Annotated in this window: 22 protein-coding genes and 1 pseudogene; 9 read left to right on the top strand and 14 right to left on the bottom strand. The window is 41.5% G+C overall.

Annotated features, from left to right (window positions below):
* The first annotated feature begins 9 nt into the window (after positions 1–9).
* The 3 genes from treC (at position 10) to BQ5796_RS00550 (ending at position 3,175) form a co-directional block, all read left to right on the top strand.
* Entirely contained in the window at positions 10–1,677 is a 1,668-nt protein-coding gene (gene treC, locus BQ5796_RS00560; RefSeq protein WP_071458488.1) for an alpha,alpha-phosphotrehalase, read from the top strand.
* Between the two features lie 13 nt (positions 1,678–1,690).
* The gene (treR, locus tag BQ5796_RS00555; RefSeq protein ID WP_071458487.1) at positions 1,691–2,404 is read left to right on the top strand and encodes a trehalose operon repressor; all 714 of its coding nucleotides are present in this window, start codon (positions 1,691–1,693) and stop codon (positions 2,402–2,404) included.
* A 93-nt stretch (positions 2,405–2,497) separates the two neighbouring features.
* Positions 2,498–3,175, top strand: coding sequence for an SOS response-associated peptidase (locus tag BQ5796_RS00550; RefSeq protein ID WP_071458486.1), 678 nt, complete (start codon positions 2,498–2,500; stop codon positions 3,173–3,175).
* Positions 3,176–3,318: 143 nt separating this feature from the next.
* On the opposite strand, the gene BQ5796_RS00545 is transcribed toward BQ5796_RS00550, so the two are convergent.
* The 3 genes from BQ5796_RS00545 to BQ5796_RS00535 all read right to left on the bottom strand — a co-directional run bounded on the left by BQ5796_RS00545 (position 3,319) and on the right by BQ5796_RS00535 (position 5,222).
* On the bottom strand, positions 3,319–3,537 hold the full coding sequence (locus BQ5796_RS00545; protein ID WP_071458485.1) for a DUF2922 domain-containing protein: 219 nt from the start codon (positions 3,535–3,537) through the stop codon (positions 3,319–3,321).
* Positions 3,538–3,728: 191 nt separating this feature from the next.
* The gene (locus BQ5796_RS00540) at positions 3,729–3,917 is read right to left on the bottom strand and encodes a hypothetical protein (RefSeq protein WP_071458484.1); all 189 of its coding nucleotides are present in this window, start codon (positions 3,915–3,917) and stop codon (positions 3,729–3,731) included.
* Between the two features lie 219 nt (positions 3,918–4,136).
* Positions 4,137–5,222: a Tle-like phospholipase domain-containing protein gene (locus BQ5796_RS00535; protein ID WP_071458483.1), complete on the bottom strand. Its 1,086-nt coding sequence runs from the start codon at positions 5,220–5,222 to the stop codon at positions 4,137–4,139.
* 69 nt (positions 5,223–5,291) lie between these two features.
* Here BQ5796_RS00535 and BQ5796_RS00530 point away from each other — a divergent pair, with 69 nt between their 5' ends.
* A complete protein-coding gene (locus BQ5796_RS00530; protein ID WP_141769914.1) occupies positions 5,292–5,609 on the top strand; it encodes a hypothetical protein in 318 nt (105 codons plus the stop codon).
* A gap of 507 nt (positions 5,610–6,116) precedes the next feature.
* Here the strand turns inward: BQ5796_RS00530 and BQ5796_RS00525 are convergent.
* The 3 genes from BQ5796_RS00525 to BQ5796_RS00515 all read right to left on the bottom strand — a co-directional run bounded on the left by BQ5796_RS00525 (position 6,117) and on the right by BQ5796_RS00515 (position 7,273).
* A complete protein-coding gene (locus BQ5796_RS00525; protein WP_071458481.1) occupies positions 6,117–6,335 on the bottom strand; it encodes a DUF2922 domain-containing protein in 219 nt (72 codons plus the stop codon).
* A gap of 37 nt (positions 6,336–6,372) precedes the next feature.
* The gene (locus BQ5796_RS00520) at positions 6,373–6,588 is read right to left on the bottom strand and encodes a DUF1659 domain-containing protein (RefSeq protein WP_071458480.1); all 216 of its coding nucleotides are present in this window, start codon (positions 6,586–6,588) and stop codon (positions 6,373–6,375) included.
* A gap of 133 nt (positions 6,589–6,721) precedes the next feature.
* Positions 6,722–7,273: a hypothetical protein gene (locus BQ5796_RS00515; protein WP_071461084.1), complete on the bottom strand. Its 552-nt coding sequence runs from the start codon at positions 7,271–7,273 to the stop codon at positions 6,722–6,724.
* Positions 7,274–7,494: 221 nt separating this feature from the next.
* Here BQ5796_RS00515 and BQ5796_RS00510 point away from each other — a divergent pair, with 221 nt between their 5' ends.
* From BQ5796_RS00510 to BQ5796_RS00500, 3 genes are all read left to right on the top strand, one after another.
* Positions 7,495–8,031 carry an NADPH-dependent FMN reductase gene (locus BQ5796_RS00510; protein WP_071458479.1) on the top strand — a complete coding sequence of 179 codons (537 nt, stop codon included), beginning with the start codon at positions 7,495–7,497 and terminating at the stop codon, positions 8,029–8,031.
* 177 nt (positions 8,032–8,208) lie between these two features.
* Positions 8,209–8,607 carry a GyrI-like domain-containing protein gene (locus BQ5796_RS00505; protein ID WP_071458478.1) on the top strand — a complete coding sequence of 133 codons (399 nt, stop codon included), beginning with the start codon at positions 8,209–8,211 and terminating at the stop codon, positions 8,605–8,607.
* Between the two features lie 30 nt (positions 8,608–8,637).
* Positions 8,638–9,303, top strand: coding sequence for a DUF3885 domain-containing protein (locus tag BQ5796_RS00500; RefSeq protein ID WP_234969360.1), 666 nt, complete (start codon positions 8,638–8,640; stop codon positions 9,301–9,303).
* 73 nt (positions 9,304–9,376) lie between these two features.
* Here BQ5796_RS00500 and BQ5796_RS00495 read toward each other — a convergent pair whose 3' ends face one another.
* Positions 9,377–9,961, bottom strand: coding sequence for a hypothetical protein (locus BQ5796_RS00495; RefSeq protein ID WP_071458477.1), 585 nt, complete (start codon positions 9,959–9,961; stop codon positions 9,377–9,379).
* Between the two features lie 313 nt (positions 9,962–10,274).
* Between BQ5796_RS00495 and BQ5796_RS00490 the strand changes: the two genes are divergently transcribed.
* Positions 10,275–10,631: a hypothetical protein gene (locus tag BQ5796_RS00490; RefSeq protein ID WP_071458476.1), complete on the top strand. Its 357-nt coding sequence runs from the start codon at positions 10,275–10,277 to the stop codon at positions 10,629–10,631.
* Between the two features lie 65 nt (positions 10,632–10,696).
* Here BQ5796_RS00490 and BQ5796_RS00485 read toward each other — a convergent pair whose 3' ends face one another.
* The 5 genes from BQ5796_RS00485 to arcD form a co-directional block, all read right to left on the bottom strand.
* Positions 10,697–11,212: a hypothetical protein gene (locus BQ5796_RS00485; RefSeq protein ID WP_071458475.1), complete on the bottom strand. Its 516-nt coding sequence runs from the start codon at positions 11,210–11,212 to the stop codon at positions 10,697–10,699.
* Complete coding sequence (locus BQ5796_RS17205) at positions 11,209–11,385, bottom strand: HAD family hydrolase (protein WP_083413001.1); 177 nt, start codon at positions 11,383–11,385, stop codon at positions 11,209–11,211. Before BQ5796_RS17205 ends, BQ5796_RS00485 begins: the two co-directional genes overlap by 4 nt.
* Positions 11,386–11,580: 195 nt before the next feature.
* Positions 11,581–11,886 (bottom strand): hypothetical protein, encoded by a 306-nt coding sequence (locus BQ5796_RS00480; protein WP_071458474.1) that lies wholly within the window; start codon positions 11,884–11,886, stop codon positions 11,581–11,583.
* A 169-nt stretch (positions 11,887–12,055) separates the two neighbouring features.
* Entirely contained in the window at positions 12,056–13,177 is a 1,122-nt protein-coding gene (locus tag BQ5796_RS00475; RefSeq protein WP_071458473.1) for an aminotransferase, read from the bottom strand.
* A gap of 41 nt (positions 13,178–13,218) precedes the next feature.
* Positions 13,219–14,640 (bottom strand): arginine-ornithine antiporter, encoded by a 1,422-nt coding sequence (arcD, locus tag BQ5796_RS00470; RefSeq protein ID WP_071458472.1) that lies wholly within the window; start codon positions 14,638–14,640, stop codon positions 13,219–13,221.
* A 411-nt stretch (positions 14,641–15,051) separates the two neighbouring features.
* Here arcD and BQ5796_RS00465 point away from each other — a divergent pair, with 411 nt between their 5' ends.
* Positions 15,052–15,492, top strand: a complete 441-nt coding sequence (locus BQ5796_RS00465) for a cell wall hydrolase (RefSeq protein ID WP_071458471.1) — start codon at positions 15,052–15,054, stop codon at positions 15,490–15,492.
* 106 nt (positions 15,493–15,598) lie between these two features.
* Here BQ5796_RS00465 and BQ5796_RS00460 read toward each other — a convergent pair whose 3' ends face one another.
* Positions 15,599–16,507 carry a PfkB family carbohydrate kinase gene (locus BQ5796_RS00460; protein WP_234969281.1) on the bottom strand — a complete coding sequence of 303 codons (909 nt, stop codon included), beginning with the start codon at positions 16,505–16,507 and terminating at the stop codon, positions 15,599–15,601.
* 2 nt (positions 16,508–16,509) lie between these two features.
* Positions 16,510–17,901, bottom strand: a pseudogene (locus BQ5796_RS00455) (purine-cytosine permease family protein).
* Between the last annotated feature and the right edge of the window lie 4 nt (positions 17,902–17,905).

Raw genomic sequence — 17,905 nt, 5'->3', positions numbered from 1 at the left:
GTGTAGGAAATGTCATCAGCATGGTGGAAGAACTCAGTTGTCTATCAGATTTATCCGAAAAGCTTCAAGGACACTACCGGCAACGGAACTGGGGATCTTCAAGGCATCATTGAAAAATTGGACTATTTGAAAGAGTTAGGTGTCGACGTTCTCTGGCTCACCCCCATCTATCAATCGCCTCAGCGTGATAATGGATACGATATTAGCGACTACTATCAAATTTATGAAGAATATGGAACAATGGAAGACTTTGAACAATTGCTTTCAGAAGCCCACAAACGCGGCTTGAAAATCATGATGGATATCGTCATCAATCATACCTCGACTGAACACGAATGGTTTAAACAGGCAAGGTCATCGAAAGATAATCCGTACCGGGACTTCTATATTTGGAGAGACGGCAAAGATGGGCAGCCTCCAACCAATTGGCAGTCCAAATTTGGCGGTCCCGCATGGGAGTATGACGATACAACTGGCCAGTATTACCTCCATTTATTCGATGTCACCCAGGCCGATCTCAACTGGGAAAACGAAAAGGTACGCCAAGCTTTATACGAAATGATGCATTTTTGGCTTAAAAAAGGCGTCGACGGATTCCGGCTTGATGTCATCAATCTCATTTCAAAAAACCAGCAGTTTCCCGAGGACGATAGTGACGGCCGAAAATTTTATACAGACGGCCCAAGAATCCACGAGTATTTGCATGAGATGAACAGAGAAGTTTTTTCAAAATATGATTTAATTACCGTCGGTGAAATGTCGTCGACGTCCATCAATCATTGCATCGATTATACAAAGCCTGACCGAGAAGAGTTAAACATGGTGTTCAGCTTCCATCACTTGAAGGTCGATTATCAAAATGGGGAAAAGTGGACAAATGCTGACTTTGATTTCCGTGAGCTGAAAAAAATTCTCTCCAAATGGCAGGTGGAAATGAACAGGGGCGGCGGCTGGAATGCCCTATTCTGGTGCAACCACGACCAGCCTCGAGCCGTATCACGGTTTGGTGATGACGGCCACTATCATAAAGAATCCTCTAAAATGCTCGCAACCGCCTTGCATATGATGCAAGGCACTCCCTACATTTATCAGGGAGAAGAATTCGGGATGACAAACCCTGCCTTTGATTCGATTTCGCAATACCGTGACGTTGAATCATTGAACATGTTTGACATCATGAAAAATAACGGCATGCATGAAGCAGAGATTATGGAAATACTAAAACAGAAATCTCGCGATAATTCGCGGACGCCAGTTCAGTGGGATGCAACTGCTCATGCCGGGTTTACGAGCGGAACGCCATGGATTGGAACTGCCGCCAATTTCACACACATTAATGCAGAGAAAGCCGCGGAAGATCCAGATTCCATTTTCTATCACTACCAAAAACTGATTAGATTGCGAAAGCAATATGAAGTGATTACGAAAGGCGATTTCGAGCTGCTATTGGAAAATGACGAGGAAGTTTTTGCCTATGCGAGAAACGATGGAAAGGAGAAATTACTCGTCCTTAACAATTTTTACGGCAAGGAAAAAACAGTATCTCTCCCCTCTCATATAAACCTTGATGGTTATAGAAGTGAAGTGTTAATCTCTAATTATCAGGATTCCGGGCTGCCGGCAAATGAAATTCAGCTGCGGCCGTATGAGTCGATTGTTTATTATTTAAAGAAATGAAGTGTGTTGCTCGATGACGAACAAATATTTAACCATCTATAACGATATTGTGGATAGAATAAAAACGGAACACATTCAGCCGGGAACCCTCCTTCCCTCCGAGCATGAATTAACGGAACAATTCAGCACATCGAGAGAAACGATCCGCAAGGCGCTCAATTTGCTGGCGCAGAACGGTTATATTCAAAAGGTTAGAGGCAAAGGCTCGATTGTCATCGACACTTCCAAGTTCGATTTCCCGGTTTCAGGGCTGACAAGCTTCAAAGAGCTGGCGGAAAAAATGGACAAAAAACCAAGAACAATAGTCAATGAGCTGACGTTGCTGAAGCCTGATGGCTATCTTCGCCAGGAGCTGAAGCTATCGGGTAAGGATCAAGTATGGAAAGTGATTCGCACACGGGAAATCGGCGGGGAAAAAATCATTTTGGACCGGGACTTTCTCGTGAAAAAATACGTCCCTGAATTGACCGAGGAAATTTGTGCCGATTCGATTTATTCGTATTTGGAAAATGAGCTGAACCTAACGATTAGCTTTGCGAAAAAAGAAATTGTCGTCGAAGAACCAACAGCCGAAGACCGCGCCCTTCTCGATCTCGACGGTTTCCACAACATTGTTGTCATTAAAAACCATGTCTACTTGGAAGACGCCAGCCTGTTTCAATACACAGAATCGCGGCATCGGCCTGATAAATTCCGCTTCGTTGACTTTGCGAGGCGGACACGCTAGAAAGGAGGGGACGGTTATGGTGCTTCTGCGCGCGAATCGTCCCCGCTCTATCTTTGGATTTTTTGCTAAAAATAATTTCGCGAGGTGATCATGATGTGCGGGCGTTTTACATTGACTGCGTCGATGGACGAAATTCTTGACCGTTTTGATGCTCAGGCTTTTCTGGAGGAAGAAATCTATTCCCCGAGTTACAATATTGCTCCATCCCAATCGGTATTAGCTATTATTAACGATGGGAAAGCGAACCGTTTGGGGTTTTTGAAGTGGGGCCTGATTCCGCCGTGGGCCAAGGATAAGTCGATTGGCTATAAAATGATCAACGCTCGCGCCGAAACGATTGCGGAAAAGCCAAGTTTTCGCAAAGCCTTTCAAAAGAAACGCTGTCTCATTATTGCCGACAGCTTTTACGAGTGGAGGCGAAACGAGGACAAAACGAAAACACCAATGCGAATAACATTAAAGGGAGAGAATTTGTTTGCGATGGCCGGTCTGTGGGAGCAATGGAAATCCCCCGAGGGAAAATCGATCTACTCCTGCTCGGTGATTACCACCACTCCCAACGAATTAATGGCAGGAATTCATGACCGCATGCCGGTCATCTTAAAGCCGGAGGATGAACAAACATGGCTGAACCCAGAGAATTCAGATGCTAAAGCATTGTCGCAATTATTGCTTCCACTTGATCATAACAGAATGGAAGCATACGAAGTCTCGTCATTGGTCAACTCGCCAAAGAATAACTCCATCGAGCTAATCCAAAAAATTTGCTAAATTTGTCGTTTCCACAAAACAAGCTATCCCTTACCATCGGGATGGCTTGTTTGATGGATACTCCCATGCTTTTCCTTCCTCCTCTCCATGCTTATTTTTTTATAGAAGAAAGCCGGCCCCGCGCTGGCAACCGGCTGTGTGCATTATGCTAGTTCGTACGGAGTGACGTTTCGCTCGACGATGCGCGCTTCGCCGACTGAGGCGAGCGATCCGCCTTTTGTCAGGAATGCGTTAGCTGCGATGATCTGCTCCATCGCCTGCTTCACCGCTGCCGGGTCAACCGGCTCCTTCGGATTGTCGACGGAAAGCTTGACGTTCTTGCCAAGGTTCGTGACGAATTGAAGTTCCAACACTTTTGGCATGATTAAATATCAGCCTGATGCTTGTCCCCTTCAAGAGTGCCATTGCCATGTCCCTCACCTCCTTTCACCCTATATATGGTTTTATGGGCGAAAGAACAAGGTGAGAGCGCAAAAAAAAAGAGAGAACACCTGAGATGTTCTCGATTCTAACGAATAGTTTGCCTGGATCAAAAAGGAAAATATCCTGTTATCTATTTTTTAGCAAACTGACCAATCCCCCCAACAGCAAGGGATATAACCAACATCCCAATTGGAACAAGAATCAGCGCTTCCATCAAAGAGTAAAGGGAATACTTCCAACCCTCAAAAACAGAAAATTCCACTGCTCCCAAAGCTAACGTAAAGGCTAGAATAACAGTAAGGAAATAAGGCTTTTTCATTTTTTTAACTCCCCTAATTTACGAATAAAAACAACTACCCAGTATTCTATTCTATATAGAAAAAGGGTAAATTAAAAATTTCTAAGCGATGGTATCCAATGTCAAAAGAAAAGGAAACTAAGATGCGATTTGGCATAACCTCCCCCTATCCAATATAATAGGAATAGATGGAAAATTCAAGAAACGAGGTTAAAGCTTTTGAAAAAAATGCTTATCTTGCTAACTATTACTTTTTTTATTTTTCTTGTCGGTTGTGGAAAAAAAGATAGTGAAGATCCTGAGCTTATTAAAAAGGCAAAGCAAGTGGCGGTTGAGTATATTCAAATAGAAGAGGGCCGGACCCTTGTTCCGAAAGAAATTGATTTTAGCACAGGGGTGGGCGCGAGAGCATGCTGGGTTACCGGTCATTACAAGGACAAACCATCCGAAGAAGTAGTGGTTGGGATGTCCTATGACAAAGGTGGAGAAAAGTTTAAAGTGTTGCATACAGGAACACCATCCAAAGAGGAAGAGGATGAAAAATAAGAGAGGAATGAATAAAATGGAACATACTATGAATGCGTTAATCGGGAAAAAATTCGATAGCACACATGAATTGGATATGGCCATTTTTGAAATCACCGGTAAAGAATGGACCATTTCTATGAAAGATTTGTAATCCGAATTCTCAATTACAAATCTTGCGCCAATCATATAAGTAGAGCCAATGTGATGGGGATAAGGTCCAAAAGCTCCTGCCCCTATGGAGTCTTTAGGGTGAATGTAGTTAATGATGGTTTCATCAAACTCACCAGCTAATGCTCTATTCTTCAAAAAAGGCGGAAGGATATCAATAACACTAGGCGCACTGAACGTGACCGCATTCCAATCATGAAAAGCTGCAACAAATGCAGCCAGTGCTCCACCCAATGAATGACCGGTAGTGGAAATCTTCGCTTTGGGATATTTTTTCTTCACCTCTGCAACTAACTTTAAAGCGTCAATAAATTGATTATCCATGTTAACGTTAAAAGGAGTTTGTTTTGCTGCAATATATTTCATGTCTGTCGCGATGTCTTTTATTTTCCGAGGAAGTGTTCCACTACCCTCTGTACCACGATAGGCAATAATGATATTTCCGTTCTTATCCTGATAAACCTTTGAATCAAAGCCAGTATAAGGATTGGATGTCTCAAGTCCATGAATTACTTCCCATTCTTCTTTGCCTGATTTATACTTCAAGTTAATGTTAATGTCATCTTCTGAGTATGCGGCATCACTCATTTTATGATAGGTTTTATCCTTGACTGGACTTATCTTGTTCATCTTGCATAACCTCCCTCTATTTAATATAATAGGAATATATGGAAAATTCAAGAAATGGGGTTAAAGATTTTGGTGAAAAAACTTTTGATCTTACTCTCTCTGACTTTATCTATTCTAATTGTCGGATGCGGCAAAACCGATAGCGACAATCCTGAGATCATAAAAAAAGTAAAGCAAGTTGCAGTAGAATATATTCACGAAGAAGAAGGCAGGACGCTCGTCCCAGACAAAGTGGAGTTTACGACAGCGGTTGGCGGAGGCAGTTGTTGGGTTACAGGCCACTATAAAGATAAGCCATCAGAAAAAGTAACAGTTGCCATCTCGTATGACAAAGGCGGCAAGAATCCTGAGGTGGAATACACTGGAACGCCGTCGCCAGATGATTAGAGCGAAAAATAAGATTAGAAGAGAGCAATATAATAAAACTATTAATATGTTAGTTGGGAAAGAATTTGACAGCATACTTGGTTGTGATATGGCCATTTTCAATGGACACTCTCTATGAAAGACCGAATCTATCATAACCGAAATTCAACAACAGGGAAGATACAGCAAACCGCCAACTAAAGCTTTTGAAAAAGAAAACAAAGGCTTTTTTGTAACATGAAAGATATACAATGTTGCAGAGAATCTGCATAAGGCCTACTTTATATAGAGAGACGGTGTGATAGCGATTGAAACAAAGCCAGCCCTAGATAAAGCTGGCTTCTTGGTTTTGGAATCATACCCGTAGAGTCTACGTGCAAAGTACATTTCTCTGTACTTCCGTTGCACATCTATTCATTTTCTACTTGCACAAAACAATAATATGCTGGTCCACTTTTCCTTCCTCCTCTCCATGCTTATTTTTTTATAGAAGAAAGCCGGCCCCGCGCTGGCAACCGGCTGTGTGCATTATGCTAGTTCGTACGGTGTGACGTTTCGTTCTACAACGCGCGCTTCGCCGACTGAGGCGAGCGATCCGCCTTTTGTCAGGAATGCGTTAGCTGCGATGATTTGCTCCATCGCCTGCTTCACCACTGCCGGGTCAACCGGCTCCTTCGGATTGTCGACGGAAAGCTTGACGTTCTTGCCAAGGTTCGTGACGAATTGAAGTTCCAACACTTTTGCCATGATTTTCACCTCCTCCCTCTTTTAGTGACGGCTTTCATTAAACGATTTCCAGGCTGTCGTTGCGTTCAACGGTGATTAGCGGGTAAGCGCTAAGGCTGGAAAGTGCTAGTGCTGCCTGCTGGATTTGCGTAGCGGTCGCGTCTTTGTTCACGTTGCCGTAAGTCTTGCCCTTCACGATCACCTTGCCTTCCGCATTCATGCCAGCTTCAAAATTCAGCCTGATGCTTGTCCCCTTCAAGAGTGCCATTGCCATGTCCCTCACCTCCTTTCACCCTATATATATGGTTTTATGGGCGAAAAGGACAGGGTGAGAGCACAAAAAAAGAGAACACCTGAAATGTTCTCGGACTTCCCTATTAGCGCGGGTGTTGAGCATTCAAAGCGGATTACCCATTGTTGAGAGACTGTTTGTTTTTCATACGCTGCTGGAACGACAGAGTGGCTATAAAGACGGTTACTCCCCACAAGAACAATCCGCCGTACGTCACCACATAAACCCATGGTGCTAATCCTTCGCTGTACCCTTTTGGAAGCACTCCTAAAAATTGAAGAACTGTCAACAAGCTAATGAGAATGGTCAACACTCCAACTGACCACCCTGGTATGATCAATAGCCATTTTGGCAGTTTCTCTCCCCAGGAAGTCACGAGAGCTAGTGCAAATAGTGATGCCAGAATCGCCAAGACTGCTGTGAAGTCTATTCCGATGGTATATAACTTATATAGAAAAGCAGATCCTTCGTTTAATCTTTCACCAAACCCCGCTACCTCTTGTACAGCTTGGTCTGTTGTTAGTCCTATCGTCAATCCCCATGCCCAAAGCGATTTTAATATCGCATACGGCAGCAGCGCAAAAGCTGCAACATAGCCCCAACCTTTCGTCGATGAGGTTTTACCCGCTATTTCTGAATTCACCTGTTTCTCATGTTTTAAGTTCAAAGCACATTCTCCCTTCTTCATAAAGAAGCCTATTGGTTTATGAGGACAAACCATAAAAAGATCCCTAAATCAACTCTCATTTACATCCTTATTCCATATTGTGAAAGTCATACATCCCCACTTTTAAAGACGGAATTTCCATTGCTGTAATATTTATGAATATTATGATAACATCTAAGGGAAAGTTTTACTAACACATCATCATTTAAGGGGAAAATAATATGAACTTACTAGTCATAAACGGAAGTCCAAGGAAGCTTGGCAGAACGACAAAATTGACAAAGTGGATGAGCCAAAACTATCAAACAAACTTGCTCGATTTAAGCGAATTAACACTGCCGATTTTTAATGGCGAAGAAGAAACTCGTAATCATACTGATGTACAAAAAGCGCTTGATGCAATCAAATCTGCAGATGCCATTATTCTTGCTACTCCTGAATATCATGGATCCATGAGCGGCGCATTAAAAAACGCATTGGATTTTATTGATAATAGCTATTTTATCCATAAGCCTGTCGCTCTCCTTGCGGTATGCGGCGGCGGAAAAGGCGGGATTAATGCGCTGAACAGTGTAAGGACTGTAGCACGTGCCCTTTATGCAAATGTATTATCAAAGCAGCTCGCATTAGATCCTGGCAATATGACGGAACAAGGTGAGCTGTTAGAACCTGCTAAAACCAACATGGACCTATTAATAAACGAACTCAAATTCTATACATCTATTTCCAAGCAACTAATGCCAGAGCGTTCTCTTTAATCCCAACACAGAAAAAGTCAGATGGATGGTTCTATCTGGCTTTTTTCATTAATTGAGTGCCTGGATTCACCGTGTCGTTTGTTATTTTTTCTAATCGTAAAAATGCAATACACTTTAATGGTATAATAAGGAAGTTATTTACACATTAAATAAATTTAGTTTGGAGTGATAGATTTTATGAAATTAACAATAATCAATAGCGTACGAACGAATAATTTCAATGATCCACTTTTGCTAGAAAAGATTACAAGGTTGTGGCAGCAGACTTCTTCTCGCATTAATCAAGAGAACGTTGTTTACGGAGTCTATCATGATTACGAAAGTGACTACAAAGGTGATTACACATTAAGCATTGCTACCGAAGACAGCAATGGCGAGCCTTCATTGGATCTGCCAGATAACGCAGCATATGAAGTCTTCCATGTGGACACAGCAGAAGAAACAGGCATTATAAACGTTTGGAAAAAGATATGGGAATGCGAGGACTCATGTACATTGAAAAGAGCATACACTTACGATTTTGAAAAGTATTATCCTAATGGAAAAATCGAGATATACATAGCACTGGCTGATTGACAGACTCGGCCAGAGATCTGAGGTGTGGAAATGCAGTTAAATGACTTTATGCACGAATATTATCCTAATTTAGAGCTTCGGCCACCATTGTTTTATAGCTGGGATATTGGAATTCGTTTTGAGCTTGGGGTAGATTGGACGAGTGAAAATAGTTATCCTGACCGCCCCTATATATTGGGATGCCATAAAAGGGCAATCACCTTGTTTGATGCCCTGCATTCTCCAACAGAAGATATTTTTGTTGTTATTGATGTTAATGATTTTGATAAAGGGAGAAATTTAACGCATCAGTTAAAGAATTTCTCCCCCTTTGTTAAAAAGTCTTTATTGTATAAATTGAAGCATCAAGCTTTGCCTTATATTTTTCCAGAAGATGACGAAGAAGGTACCTATAAAACACACAGATTTTCACTAAAATGCAAAACTTCCGATTTTCGATACGTGCCATTGTTAAAAGCAATTTGCAATCAAGACTTAGGTATAAGACCGCGATTTTCCCATCGAGTGTATTTCATTAATATCAACCGAAAAACCATCTTTCACGTCTACGATGATCGAGGTTGTGATTTGTTGGCAAGCTCACCTGCCGCCATAAGCGACATTTATAGTGGATATAATAACTGGGTTTTAGACTATGACAGAATTGCTATTGAAAAAGTATTTAAAAAAGAGAACACCAAATATGATGTTCTGTAGGGTGGATTATAGAGGTTCGCGTCGTCATGAGTAACCATTCACCAAGGACTAGCTTGGAATTTAGGAAAATGTATTAGCTAAGTTTATTTTCCCTATTAATCTTCCGAACAGTGTTTATGATTTTCGTTTTAGGGATATCCGGATATTTTTCTTTTATCAGATTAATACATGTAACCATATCTTCTTTTTGTAAAAGGTAGCTGATCTCATATTCAATAGTAGGATTTAAATTTTGATCACTATCGACTAGTTCCTTTTCACCCGTTTGAGAACTATTAATTAAAAACACTACTAGTGTGTGTATAAATACTATTAGCATTTTTATTCCAACGGAAAGGTTGACTGTATTAAAAAGCCAATCAAGAAGATTAATAACAATCATGCTACTTAAAAAGTCAAAGGTGGCAGAAATCAACTTCTTACCAATTATTGTTGTTATAAAACTAATATCACTAATGAATTTTAACAAGCTATCAATAAAGATACTTAAGACCAAGTCAACAATATAAAATACAACCAAGAATAGTATCAAATATATCCACTTGGAATAATATCCTCCCAAAAGATGAACAATGAATATATCTACCAAAATTAATGGCAAAAATAAAATCATCAAAATAAAAAAAACAGAAAATAAAGAAAATAGTCGTTTATACATAATTAGATTCCATTCTACCTACTTCATATCTTATTTTAATTAATCATAACATTTCTAGAATTATTTTACAGATTATTAATGTTACTACAATATAAGAAGTTGTATAAAAGGAATGCCTTCAACAGCTAGTGTCCATCCTATTGGCGTTAAAATTGTTTTTTTGATTAGGTATTGGAATCCCTGGGCTTCTCATCTTTAAAAAAGTAAAGGACAGATAGCAATATTATTGGCACTACTTTTCTCAGTGTGGCTATTATTAGGTTTCTACTCTTCATTACTTCGTAAAGTCATCAATCATTTAGGAGCATTTTATATGACCAAATTAAGAGTTTTACTAGTTTTATTGGCCACCGGTATATCTTTGGCTGGCATCATTTTCTTTTCACTTTTACCAGATAAATTTGACCAAGAGAAATGGTTGAAAAATCCCGATAAAAGAGTGGATATGGTGGATCATCTGCTTGCTGAAGAAAACTTAAAAGGCATGACCAAAGCAGAAATAGTGGACCTTTTGGGAAAAGTTGAAGAAAATGCATACTACAAAGAACCAAACAACATTGTATATTATTTAGGCCCTGAGCGAGGTTTTATAAGGATTGATAGTGAATGGCTGGTCATTTGGTTGGATGACAAAGAAAAAGTCACGGATTATGAGATTAGCAGAGATTGAGTTAGCAAGCGAGTGAGACCAGATGAAGCGCAACTATTGGAAAATCAATAAGCCCTTATCCATTATTATGGAGCAGGGCTTGCTTCTATATGATTTGTCAATTGCTCAATTTTTTTGGAAGCATCAGCCGAAAGCCCCTTAAATTTTTCAACCGATTCATCCACATAAGTTAACATTTTGGCATCATTATTATTTGTGGCATCAGGATAGTGCGAAGCAATGTATTCAAGTTCGTCCGCCATCCTGTACATCACCTCATCCAGGTCATCAAGTTTATCCGTTTTATAGTCAAGATCCTTTATCTCTTTTGCTAGCTGTTCCAGGTCCAAGGAACTGTCAATCATCATTTGTTGAAAATCTTCCGTATCGAGAAGAAACGGATCCTCCGCAGCAAAAGTAGAAATTTTTGTTTTAAATTTCACCTCATGATTAGCAGTCTTGATGATGAATTTTGCTTTCCCAACATACTGTTTTATATCTTCTCTTTCTTCCGCTTCCCTTTCTTTTGAGTCATCATTCGCCCCTCCGCAGCCAGCCAAGGCAAAAAGAAACAATAAGATGAGCAGCATGTTTTTTTTCATTTAATGTTCCTCCGTAGGTAATTTTCCAATACAACTGCTACACCGTCTTCATCATTGGTTTCCGTTGTAATCATCGCCTTATTTTTTAACTCTTCCACCGCATTTCCCATCGCAATCGGATAACCACACATATCAAAAAGACCTAAATCGTTATAATCATCCCCGAATACCATAGTATCCTATTGCTAATTCTTGTTTATAATTTGGAGTATTAAGAATATGTTTTTCTTGGGCTCCTCGTTTTACTTTAACTGGGTACCCATTAACCTTTTTATATGGTCCGACACGTACTGATCATTTAGAAAATAAAGCTATCAATCAAAATCTCCTTGCTCGAATAAGGAATGATTGGGCTCATCATTCCTGCATTAACCCCGCCACATTATCAAAACAAATAATGACCAAAGGGAAGTCGGTGCACCTATCAAACAAATTGCAAGGAGATATACACCCATATTACCCTTTCTAATCATTTGCTTTTTAGTGAAGATAAACGTTAATAAAGCAGCAATTAAATATAAGAGAATGCTTGCCATAGTTATTCCAGTCAAATAGGATATAGGGTTTATCTCCCTAATATTCCCATTTATAAAATAAGCAATATCCTGACCAAATATTCCAAGTATTGTTGCTAAAATCAGACTTAAAAGTAAAAAAACATGAGCTTTCCTCAACAACCTCACTCCCCGGTTAAATACAAACAATATGTTCCAATTATACCATTTAGAAGAGAAGTTAAAGTCTTTTTCATAACTAGTTCTATAGTTGAATAGAAGCACCTCGCTTTCATAACTGCTCAGCACAAAAAAAAGCCCGGAAAATCCGGGCCATGTCGGTATCACATTACATATCAAACTGTCTTAGGTATGCGGAAAGCTCTCTCAAGCCGTTCTTCAATACTTCAGTTTGGGTGCAGTAGCCGAGACGGGCATGTCCTGGGACATCAAAGCGGTTTCCTGGTACGAGGAGAACGCCTTTGTCTTTTAGGATATCGATACAAAACTGTTCGATTTCCACAGGAATGTCCAATTTAATGAAGGAAGTGGACACATGTTTCGGACAAACGAGCGAAACGCGCGGCTCGTTATCTACCCATTCCTTTAGAATTTCAAGATTTGTACTGACGATTTTCTTGTTCCTTTCCAGAATGCGCTCTTTGTTTTTCAGGATATGGACCGCAAGATAGTCATCGAAGACGCCTGCGCAAATCATGGTGTAGTCTCGGTATTTGCGGAAAATGTCTGCCAACTCCTTGTTGCTTGCTGTCCAGCCGACACGGATGCCAGGCACTGAGTATGTTTTGGAAAGGCTGTTTGTCGAGATTCCCTTGTCATACAGGTCGACGATAGAAGTTACTTTGACATTCGGATCGAGCGGCTTGTACACTTCGTCTACAAGAATGTAGGCGCCGACGCTTTCCGCAATCTTAATGATCTCTTTCATAAAGTCATCTTCTAGGATTGTGCCTGTAGGGTTATTCGCATTGTTCAAGCAAATCATTTTGGTATTCGGACGGATTAGCTTTTTCAGCTCTTCCAAATCCGGAACCCACTCATGCTCTTCGTCGATTTCCCATAAATCGACTTCCGCACCAAATGACCTAGGAATATCATATAATTGCTGATAGCTTGGATGCATCGCAATGACATGATCATTCGGCTCGATCAAAGCGTAAAGAGCCAAAAGGTTCGCGCCGGTTGCGCCGTTTGTCTGCAGGATGTTATCCGCAGGAACATTCTTATAGAGCTTGCTCACTGCCGTCTTGAACTCTGGGGACCCCTCGATCCAGCCATAGTTCATTTTTTTGTGCAGCAGCCCATCGAAAAATTCCGTTGAAGTCGTTCCGTCAATCCTGATAATTTCCTCTAGTGAGAACGAGGCGATCGAACTGCCTGCAATATCATAAATAGCGTCATTTTCCCAAACGTTCAACCATTCTTCAACACCAAAATTAGCGATCTTCATTATTTCGGAAACCTCTTTTCGACGATGGATATGGTAAAATTTTATACCGTAATATTGCCAAGTACCAATTGGGTGATAACATAAACGGTACCGATAACGATCAGAGAAGCGAACACGAGTTCATTCTTCGTCATCAGCTTCTTCTCGCCGTTTTCCTTCCTTGCCATTACAAAGAATATGATACCCGGAATGTAAGCAATAAAGACTAGCAAAGTGTACGAAATTCCGGAAGCCAAGATTGCCCACAGCTGGAATACCGCTGCGATGATACCGATAGCCATCTGTTTGCCTTCACCAGCTTGACCTCTGTTCTTGTAAGAAAGCTTCGTCTGATAAAGACCTACAAACAAGTAGCAGATCAGGATAGACGCGGTACAGAGAGAGTATGCGAAATTGTAAGCTTTATCAGTGAATAAGAAGGTAAAGATGAACAATTGAGTCAAGCCTGCTGTCAGCATAAGAGAGAATGTAGGCGAGCCTGCTTTATTGACTCTTCCGAAAATTTCCGGCAGCAGTTTTGCTTTTGCCATCAGCAGTGTTGTTTCAGCAGGAAGCATTGTCCAGCTTAACCAAGAACCAAGAATAGAAATGATGAGACCAAAGTTAATGAAAGTAGCGCCCCAAGGACCAACAATATCTTCAAAAATATAGGCCATGGATGGCGTTGCTAGACCTGTCAGTTCTTTTTGGGACATAAGGCCATAAGGGACGATAGACGCCAGTATGTAAATGGTTAAAAGACCAATAAGTCCTAGTACGGTTGCTTTACCAGCATCCGATTTCTTTTCCGCACGAGAGGACAGCATGGAGGCGCCTTCTACCCCGACGAATACCCACATCATAACCATCATACAGCTTTTTATTTGAGTAAACACATCTGCCATCGTGAAATTCTTGGAGACGCCGCCCCAGAAGTTCGCAGTGAACAAATCTACTTTAAATGCAATGATGCCAATAACGATAAAAAGGAAAATTGGAATCAATTTGAATAAGGTAACAATTGTATTAATGACTGCTGCTTCTTCCACCCCTCTGTTGACAAAGAAGGTGAGAGCCCACATTAAAATACTTGCGCCAATGATGGAAGGTATATTCTGTCCATTGCCGAATACAGGAAAGAAGTATGAAAGCGTGCTCATTAACATGGTCGCGAAAGCAACGTTTCCAAGCCAAGCAGACAGCCAGTAACCCCAGCCGGATATGAAGCCGCCAAACTTCCCGAACCCTTCTTCAGCATAGCTGAAAATACCGTTAAGTTCAGGTTTTTTCAAAAGAAGGTTGTTGAATGATAACGATAACATCAAGATGCCCACGCCCACGATGGCCCATGCTACAAGCGCTGGTCCAGGAGCTGCACCAGAAGCGAGGTCAGAGGAAATGCCAAAGATTCCTGCGCCGATGGAGGAGCTTATTACTAGTGCTATTAACGAGAATAAACCTAGTTTCTTTGCTCTATCAGACATTCTAATCACTCCTTACCTTTTATACCCCAATTATAGCTCTCATTTTTACAGGAAAAGATATGAAATCATACAGTTTTGTGTCAAATAATTCTATTTTGAAAAACCAATTATGGTTTTTTTATATGGAATTTTGTGGATATAATTATAAAGTGGAGATTATCTGGAGTTGTTTATTTATTCATGCATTAATTTGCAGGTATTGCTAGTTTACCTTACTGTATGAACCTATCATACCAACGTATGTCATACTGTTTACAATGATATTAGAATAGTTTTTTTGTGCTAGGATTTATCATCTATCTTCGGTGAAGAGGAGGCATGCGTCGATATGACTCATATTTTTTTCGATGAAGTGTATCAGTTAACATTTTCCGTAAAATTCTTCATACACTTCTTTTAGAGGTGATAATAATGCCGAGAGTAAAATATACCGACAAAGATGTCTCTTTAATGGCAAGAATGATGAGGGCGGAAGCAGAAGGGGAAGGCAGGCTCGGAATGCTTATGGTTGGCAATGTTATTGTAAATCGCCTAAAAGCCAATTGCCTGGACTTTAGGAATTTAAGGACAGTACCGCAAGTGATATACCAAGTCCAAGGAGGAAATTATTCTTTCGAAGCAGTTCAGAAAGGCAATGTCTTTTATAACAGAGCAAGGAGTGTTGAGAAAAGATTAGCGAAGCAAAACCTGGATTACTGGCGACAGCACCCTTCCAAGCATTCGTTATGGTATTTCAATCCGTATGCTGCGTGTCCTCCCACATGGTACGACCAACCAATAGCAGGACAATTTAAAAAGCATTGCTATTATGAACCGCAGCCTAATACATGTGAAGGGGCTTATATTTGGTAGGCGGCTCTTTTGTAAAATGTAATAGCGAACCCCCAGGAATGAAAAACTGGGGGTTTTTCAACGGCATTTCACTGAAGCTTCGTTTTTTTCAGCAGATGAGCAAGCATTACATTTTCCCGCCCTGCTGCTGAACGACGAGACTTGCCATATGGTTTCCGAGAGCACAGCAGCCCCGGAGGGACATGCCTGCGGTAATGCCTGCAATGAAGCCTGCTGTATGAGAGTCGCCGGCTCCGATGGTGTCGACGATATCTACTTTTTTCACAGGAATATGTTTTAGTTCTTTTCCATTATAATAGGCGCAGCCGTCCTTGCCGAGTGTCACTGCGACAGGTTCTTTTGTTTTTTCGTGAATAGCGAGCAGACCTTCACGCGGATCTTCCGATTTCGTCAGCGCTACGAGCTCAGGTTTGTTGCAGTGTACAATCGTCCCCATGGATAGAAGTTTATCCAGCACATCGTCCGGAATGAATGCAGCGCGCGGGCTTGGATCAAACAGCAGCTTGCACAGTTCGTTTTTTCTTTCCAGCGCTTGGAGGATGAGCTCTCCGGATGCTTCTATTTCATAGCCGTTCACATAGATGATGTCATAAGACTCTATTGGTAGGAGGTCGAACCACTCTTGCTTCCAGCGGGTTTCAAGGCCCGCTATAGTAATGAAAGATCGTTCACCCCCGCTTTCCACTGTAGACAAACACCAGCCATTGTCTTCGCTTTCGTCCCTGATTACGATGGGAATCCCGTCTTTTTCAAGCTGTTTGGCGATGGTATCGGCAAACTTCCCTTTTCCGATTGGCGCAGCCAAGTCATGATTAATTTCCAGGTGCTTAAGCGCTGCGGATACGTTGTAGGCACAGCCGCCCACGAGCGTCTCCAAAACCTTGGCGGATACATCCTCCCCGCTTTTCGGAAGACGTTCCACACCAACAATCATATCCACAATCGCGGCGCCCAGCACTAACACTTTCTTCTGTTTCATCGCTGACTGAAATGTATGATAAGCCTGTTCCATCATGCTTAAACCTCTGTTCCTTTTTTATTATCCATTTTGAAATCCTTTTTCACCGCTACTGTTAAAAAGTAAAAAACAGCCGCGCTTACGATAAAGGTCAAAAATAGTCCCATGCTGTTCCCTTCAAAAATCCCTGTTGCGAACGGTCCGTTGAAAAATGGAGAACTTGTAAAAAGGAGGCCGACTGCTACACCTAAAATCCAGCTGAGAACACCTTTTACGTTCACCCCGTTATACGTGTCATCAGTAAGGAGGCGTTCTTCATAACCAGCATCCCTTCTAATCAGGATATAATCCATCATGAAAGCAGCTGCCCACGCTGCCAATCCAATTCCAAGCAAACTAAGGAACATTTGAAAGTTTCCGAGAAAGTCCTCTGATACGAAGAGAATGTAAATTGGGATGAGAATCATGAAAGCAGCATGGATGAGAATTGCCTTCGAATCATTTACCTTAATATTCAGCGTTTCCAAATTCACTCTCGCAGATTTCAGGCTGATAATGCATTGAGGTAAAATTCCGCCCAGTGCGGTAATGTAGTAAAGTACCATTACTCATGAAGGCAGCGCTTTGCTGATTGCCTGAATCGGATTCGCGGAGCTCGCGAGATTCGGAACCGATGTGCTCATCAGCACTCCAACACCCATGATAACAAATAAAGGGATAAACGCGCCAAATGTTACACTTGAGAAAATTGATTTAGGGGAATTTTCTGGATTTTGATAGCAGCTGTAATCCGCTGCTGCAATCGCCCAGCTGATGCCTGTCCCAGCGGCGATAATTGATACTGCCGGTAAAAAGCCGGAAAGCCAGTCCCCATTATCCATCTGTAAAAGCTGTGCCCAATCCGTTTTCGGGATGAGAATCATTAGGACAAATAAGGTTAAAGCGCCAAAAACATAGGAGAAGAATGTCTGGATTTTCACAAGAGTTCCTTGACCAAACAAGCTGGAAACAAGGATTAATCCCGCAAACACAAACAGGGAAAGAAGGGTGAGGGTTTTCGTTTGGCCAATGCCGAACGAAGCGAAAAGGGTCAGCAAGATCAGCGTCCCTGTCACGACATTGACAGCGAGCCAGCCGACAAGATTCAGCCAGCCTATGGATGTTGGTATATAGTTCCCTCTTGAGCCAAAGGCTGCCCTCGACAGCACGAATGTCGTCGCTCCGGAATCCCGGCCGGCAAGGCTGAGATAGCCGACTAGCGCGAAGGAAAGCGCTCCGGACGCTGCCGCCAGGATCGATTGCAGGAAGCTAAGCTGGTACGCGACAATGATCGCCCCGTATACAACACCCATGATTCCAATATTACTGGCAAACCAAATCGTAAACAGTTCCTTTGGTTTTCCTATTCTTTCGGTGTTAGGCAAAAATACTGATGAGCGCTTGATCTCCACTTGA

This window comes from Bacillus massilinigeriensis, from assembly GCF_900111815.1.
GTDB classification, from domain to species: Bacteria; Bacillota; Bacilli; order Bacillales; family Cytobacillaceae; genus Mesobacillus_C; species Mesobacillus_C mediterraneensis.
The sequence above is the reverse complement of the archived record's forward strand: the minus strand, read 5'-3'. Positions and strand labels throughout refer to the sequence as shown.

Coding starts and splice junctions, on each gene's coding strand:
- treC (WP_071458488.1), top strand. CDS start 10: ATGTCATCAGCATGGTGGAAGAACTCAGTTGTCTATCAGATTTATCCG.
- treR (WP_071458487.1), top strand. CDS start 1,691: ATGACGAACAAATATTTAACCATCTATAACGATATTGTGGATAGAATA.
- BQ5796_RS00550 (WP_071458486.1), top strand. CDS start 2,498: ATGTGCGGGCGTTTTACATTGACTGCGTCGATGGACGAAATTCTTGAC.
- BQ5796_RS00545 (WP_071458485.1), bottom strand. CDS start 3,537: ATGCCAAAAGTGTTGGAACTTCAATTCGTCACGAACCTTGGCAAGAAC.
- BQ5796_RS00540 (WP_071458484.1), bottom strand. CDS start 3,917: ATGAAAAAGCCTTATTTCCTTACTGTTATTCTAGCCTTTACGTTAGCT.
- BQ5796_RS00535 (WP_071458483.1), bottom strand. CDS start 5,222: ATGAACAAGATAAGTCCAGTCAAGGATAAAACCTATCATAAAATGAGT.
- BQ5796_RS00525 (WP_071458481.1), bottom strand. CDS start 6,335: ATGGCAAAAGTGTTGGAACTTCAATTCGTCACGAACCTTGGCAAGAAC.
- BQ5796_RS00520 (WP_071458480.1), bottom strand. CDS start 6,588: ATGGCAATGGCACTCTTGAAGGGGACAAGCATCAGGCTGAATTTTGAA.
- BQ5796_RS00510 (WP_071458479.1), top strand. CDS start 7,495: ATGAACTTACTAGTCATAAACGGAAGTCCAAGGAAGCTTGGCAGAACG.
- BQ5796_RS00505 (WP_071458478.1), top strand. CDS start 8,209: ATGAAATTAACAATAATCAATAGCGTACGAACGAATAATTTCAATGAT.
- BQ5796_RS00500 (WP_234969360.1), top strand. CDS start 8,638: ATGCAGTTAAATGACTTTATGCACGAATATTATCCTAATTTAGAGCTT.
- BQ5796_RS00495 (WP_071458477.1), bottom strand. CDS start 9,961: ATGTATAAACGACTATTTTCTTTATTTTCTGTTTTTTTTATTTTGATG.
- BQ5796_RS00490 (WP_071458476.1), top strand. CDS start 10,275: ATGACCAAATTAAGAGTTTTACTAGTTTTATTGGCCACCGGTATATCT.
- BQ5796_RS00485 (WP_071458475.1), bottom strand. CDS start 11,212: ATGAAAAAAAACATGCTGCTCATCTTATTGTTTCTTTTTGCCTTGGCT.
- BQ5796_RS17205 (WP_083413001.1), bottom strand. CDS start 11,385: ATGGTATTCGGGGATGATTATAACGATTTAGGTCTTTTTGATATGTGT.
- BQ5796_RS00475 (WP_071458473.1), bottom strand. CDS start 13,177: ATGAAGATCGCTAATTTTGGTGTTGAAGAATGGTTGAACGTTTGGGAA.
- arcD (WP_071458472.1), bottom strand. CDS start 14,640: ATGTCTGATAGAGCAAAGAAACTAGGTTTATTCTCGTTAATAGCACTA.
- BQ5796_RS00465 (WP_071458471.1), top strand. CDS start 15,052: ATGCCGAGAGTAAAATATACCGACAAAGATGTCTCTTTAATGGCAAGA.
- BQ5796_RS00460 (WP_234969281.1), bottom strand. CDS start 16,507: ATGATGGAACAGGCTTATCATACATTTCAGTCAGCGATGAAACAGAAG.